The sequence below is a fragment of the Kineococcus glutinatus genome (assembly GCF_039542765.1).
Classification (GTDB): Bacteria; Actinomycetota; Actinomycetes; order Actinomycetales; family Kineococcaceae; genus Kineococcus_A; species Kineococcus_A glutinatus.
Map to the genome: position 1 here is coordinate 1 of NZ_BAABIL010000032.1, position 4,429 is coordinate 4,429.

4 protein-coding genes are annotated in these 4,429 nt (G+C 75.2%); all 4 read left to right on the forward strand.

Annotation, left to right across the window (positions count from 1 at the left end):
* The first annotated feature begins 67 nt into the window (after positions 1-67).
* Complete coding sequence (locus tag ABEB16_RS01795) at positions 68-1,516, forward strand: LLM class flavin-dependent oxidoreductase (RefSeq protein WP_345710564.1); 1,449 nt, start codon at positions 68-70, stop codon at positions 1,514-1,516.
* The gene (locus ABEB16_RS01800) at positions 1,513-2,553 is read left to right on the forward strand and encodes a methionine ABC transporter ATP-binding protein (RefSeq protein WP_345710565.1); all 1,041 of its coding nucleotides are present in this window, start codon (positions 1,513-1,515) and stop codon (positions 2,551-2,553) included. Before ABEB16_RS01795 ends, ABEB16_RS01800 begins: the two co-directional genes overlap by 4 nt.
* Complete coding sequence (locus ABEB16_RS01805) at positions 2,550-3,269, forward strand: methionine ABC transporter permease (RefSeq protein ID WP_425560080.1); 720 nt, start codon at positions 2,550-2,552, stop codon at positions 3,267-3,269. Before ABEB16_RS01800 ends, ABEB16_RS01805 begins: the two co-directional genes overlap by 4 nt.
* A 90-nt stretch (positions 3,270-3,359) precedes the next feature.
* On the forward strand, positions 3,360-4,283 hold the full coding sequence (locus ABEB16_RS01810) for a MetQ/NlpA family ABC transporter substrate-binding protein (protein ID WP_425560081.1): 924 nt from the start codon (positions 3,360-3,362) through the stop codon (positions 4,281-4,283).
* Positions 4,284-4,429: the final 146 nt, after the last annotated feature.

Genomic DNA, 4,429 nt, shown 5'->3' on the forward strand with positions numbered 1-4,429 from the left:
GCGGGTACCGCGCGCACCTCGTCCGCGCAGCACCGCACCCGCGGTCCCGCCCCACCAGGAGATCCCCGTGCCCCGTCGCATCCGCCTCAACGCCTTCGACATGAACTGCGTCGCCCACCAGTCCCCCGGTCTGTGGCGGCACCCGGACGACCGGTCCGCCGCCTACAAGGACCTCTCGTACTGGACCGAGCTGGCGCGGCTGCTGGAGCGGGGCGTCTTCGACGGCCTCTTCGTCGCCGACGTCCTCGGCACCTACGACGTCTACGGCGGCAGCGCCGAGGCCGCGATCCGCCAGGGCGCGCAGGTGCCGGTGTCCGACCCGCTGCTGCTCGTCACCGCGATGGCGTCGGTCACCGAGCACCTCGGCTTCGGCATCACCGCGGGAACCGCGTTCGAGCACCCGTACCCCTTCGCGCGCAGGCTCTCCACGCTGGACCACCTCACCAGGGGCCGCATCGGCTGGAACGTCGTCACCGGCTACCTGCCGGCGGCGGCCCGCAACATGGGCCAGGACGACCAGCTCGCCCACGACGACCGCTACGACTACGCCGACGAGTACCTGGAGGTCCTCTACAAGCTGTGGGAGGGCTCCTGGGAGGACGACGCCGTGGTCCGCGACCGCGAGCGCGGCGTCTTCACCGACCCGGCCAAGGTGCACCCGATCGGCCACCGCGGCGAGCACTTCAGCGTGCCCGGCATCCACCTCGCCGAACCGTCCCCGCAGCGCACCCCGGTGATCTTCCAGGCCGGTGCGTCCTCCCGCGGGCGCCGCTTCGCCGCGACCCACGCCGAGGCCATCTTCGTCGGAGCCCCCACCAAGGCGGTGCTGCGCGACACCGTCGCGGCGCTGCGCCGGGAGATCGCCGACGCCGGCCGCGACCCGCGCTCGGTGCTGATCTACCAGCTGGCCACCGTCGTCACCGACGCCACGCCCGAGCTCGCCCGGGCCAAGCACGAGGAGTACCGCTCCTACACCAGCGTCGAGGGCGCCCTCGTGCTGCTGTCCGGCTGGCTGGGCGTGGACCTGTCCCGCTACGACCTCGACGAGCCGCTGGGGCAGGTGGAGAGCAACGCCATCCACTCCTTCGTCGCCGCCTTCCAGCAGGTCGACGAGAGCGGCCGGGAGTGGACCGTGCGCGACATCGCCGACTGGGCCGGCATCGGTGGCGCCGGCCCGCGCTTCGTCGGTTCCGGCGCGGAGGTCGCCGACGAGCTGCAGGAGTGGGTGGCCGACACCGACGTCGACGGGTTCAACCTCGCCTACGCCATCACCCCGGGCAGCTTCGCCGACGTCGTCGAGCACCTCGTGCCGGAGCTGCAGCACCGGGGCGTGTACCCCACCTCCTACGAGGGGGGCACGCTGCGGCACAAGCTGACCGGCCGCGGCGACCGGCTGCCCGCCGAGCACCGCGGCAGCCTGTACCGCGTCGGCGGGCCGCTGTCCACGATCCCCGTCGCGTCCGCGGTGCCCGCCCAGCAGGAGCGGCAGGACGCGGCCGCGGGAGCGCCGTCGTGATCCGCGTCGAGGCCCTCACCAAGGTCTACGGGAGCGGCCCGTCGGCGGTGACCGTGCTCGACGGCGTCGACTTCGCGGTGGAGCGCGGCGAGGTGTTCGCCGTCGTGGGTGCCAGCGGCGCGGGCAAGAGCACCCTGGCGCACTGCCTCAACCTGCTGGAGCGCCCGACCAGCGGGTCGGTCACCGTCAACGGCGTCGAGCTCAGCCGGCTGCGCGAGCGGGACCTGCGGGCCGCCCGCCGCGCGATCGGGACGGTCTTCCAGTCCTCCAGCCTGCTCAGCCGCTCCACGGCCGCGGAGAACGTCGCCCTGCCGCTGGACTACCTCGGCGTGACGCCCGCCGAGCGCGACGCGCGGGTGGCCGAGCTGCTGGAGCGCGTGGGCCTGTCGCACCGCGCCGACCACCACCCGTTCCAGCTCTCCGGCGGCCAGCGGCAGCGGGTGGGCATCGCCCGCGCCCTGGCGCTGCGACCCTCGGTGCTGCTCGCCGACGAGGCGACGTCCGGCCTCGACCCCGAGAGCACCCGCTCGGTGCTGTCCCTGCTGCGCGAGCTGCGCGACGACCTCGGCCTGAGCATCGTGCTCATCACCCACGAGATGGACGCCGTGCGGGAGACCGCCGACCGCGTGGGGCACCTGCAGGCCGGCCGGCTCGTGGAGTCGGGGCCGGTCGCGGCGCTGCTGCGGGACCCCGCCTCCGCCCTGGGCCGGGCCCTGCAGCCGCTGCGCCCGCACGCCGCGCCCGCACCCGGGGAGCGCGTGTGGACGGTGACCTACGCCTCCGGGGCCGTGCCGGCCGACTGGCTGCTGCGCCTGTCGGAGCAGCTCCGCGCGCGGGTCTCGCTGCTGGGGGCCTCCGTGGAGGGCAGCGGCGGGACGGGGACCGGCTGGGCCGTCGTCGGGCTGCCCGCCGGCGCCGAGGAGGTGCTCGACGCCCTGGCGGGGCTCGGGCTGCACGGCGCCCCGCAGGCGCGGCCCCCGCAGCAGCCGGCCAGGTCGGCGAGCGGTGCCGCGGCGCTGGCCGGGGGTGCCCGGTGAGCGCCCTCGCCGCGGCGGTGCCCACCGTCGCCCCCGCGCTGCGCGGCACGCCGCTCGCCGACCTGCCGGCCCTGCTGCTGCCCGCCTACGGTCAGACGCTGCTCATGGTCGGCATCGTCATGGCGCTCGTCGTGGCGCTCGGCACGCCGCTGGGGGTGGTGGTGTTCAACACCGGCCCCGGTGGCCTCTTCCCGGCGCCGCGGGCGCACACCGCGCTCAGCTGGGTGGTGAACCTCGGCCGTTCCCTGCCGTTCCTCATCCTGATGGCGGCGATCATCCCCGTGACGCGCCTGCTCGTGGGGACGACCATCGGCATCCCGGCGGCGGTCGTGCCGATGACGGTGGCCGGCGTGCCGTTCTTCGCCCGGCTCGTGGAGAACGCCCTGCGCGACGTGCCGGTCTCGGTGACCGAGGTCGCCCGCGTCTCCGGCGGCTCGCCCTGGCAGGTGGTGCGCCGCGCCCAGCTGCACGAGGCGGTCCCGGCGATCATCGGCAGCGCGACCGTCAACACCATCGCGATGATCGAGTACTCGGCCATCGCCGGGACGATCGGCGCGGGCGGGATCGGCTACGTCGCCGTGACCTACGGCTACCAGCGGTTCGACCACTCCGTGATGGTCGCCACGATCGTCGTGCTCGTCGCCACCGTCGCCGCCGTCCAGTTCGCGGGCGACCGGCTCGCCCGCCGGGCCACCCCGCACCTGCGCCGCGCCTGAAACCCGCGCCATCCGCACACCTACCCGCACACCGGGTCCCCGCACACCGCGGGGACCCGGTGCGCCCCGGCACGCCCCCCGAGGAGAGCAGTGAGCACCGACCAGACCACCCGCCCGAGCACCGGCGAGCCCGCCGGACACGAACACGGCTTCACCCTGCGCCGCCGGCGCCGCACCCCGTGGGTGCTGGGCGGGGCCGCCGCCGCCGTCGCCGTGGCCGCCGCCGCGCTCCTCGCCACCACCCGGCAGGAGACCTCCCCCAACGAGGTGGCCGGCGCCACCCTCGTCGTCGTCTCCCAGGAGGGCCAGGCCGCGGAGAAGGCCCTCGTCGACTTCGTGGGCAGGGAGGTCGCGCCCAGGTACGGCATCGAGGTGGAGTTCCGCGGCCTGGCCGACAGCACCCAGCTCAACCGGGCCGTCAGCGAGGGCGAGGTCGCCGGGACCGTCTACCAGCACCGCCTCTGGCTCGACCAGGTGCTCGAGGCCAACCCCGACTTCCGGGAGGAGGCGGCCACGCCCGTGTACCGCTGGGGTTTCGGGCTCTGGTCGGACAAGCACCGCAGCCCGCAGGACCTGCCGGACGGGGCGAAGGTCTCCCTGCTGGCCGACCCCGCGAACGAGGCGCAGGGGCTGTGGCTGCTGGAGCGCGCGGGCCTCATCACCCTGGAGGAGGGCGTCGACAGGTGGCGCGCCACCCGCGACGACATCGCGACCAACCCCAAGAACCTCCAGTTCGTGCTGCTCGACTTCGGCGCCCAGCCCCTGGCGCTGCGCGACCTCGACGCCGTCGCCGGCTACACGCTGAACTTCACGACCGCGGGCATCGGGCAGGACAAGCTCATCTTCGCGCCCACCCCGCCCGACGAGTTCGCGGCGCAGCTCACCATCGGCAGCCGGTGGAAGGACGAGGAGAACATCCGCAAGCTCGTCGCGGCGTTCCGGGACCCCGCGGTGCAGGAGTTCCTCGCCACCGACCCGGCCGTCAAGGGCGACCTGCTGCCGCTCGCCGGCTGAGCGGCTCGCCGGCCGAGCCGCTCCGGCCCACCGCGCCGGGCGGGACGGGGCGTCAGGGCCGCCAGCCCTCGCTGCGGTCGACCAGCTCCTCCGCCCGCCGGCGCCGGGGCACCGCGGGCGTCCCGGCACCGGCGGGCGTGCGGGAC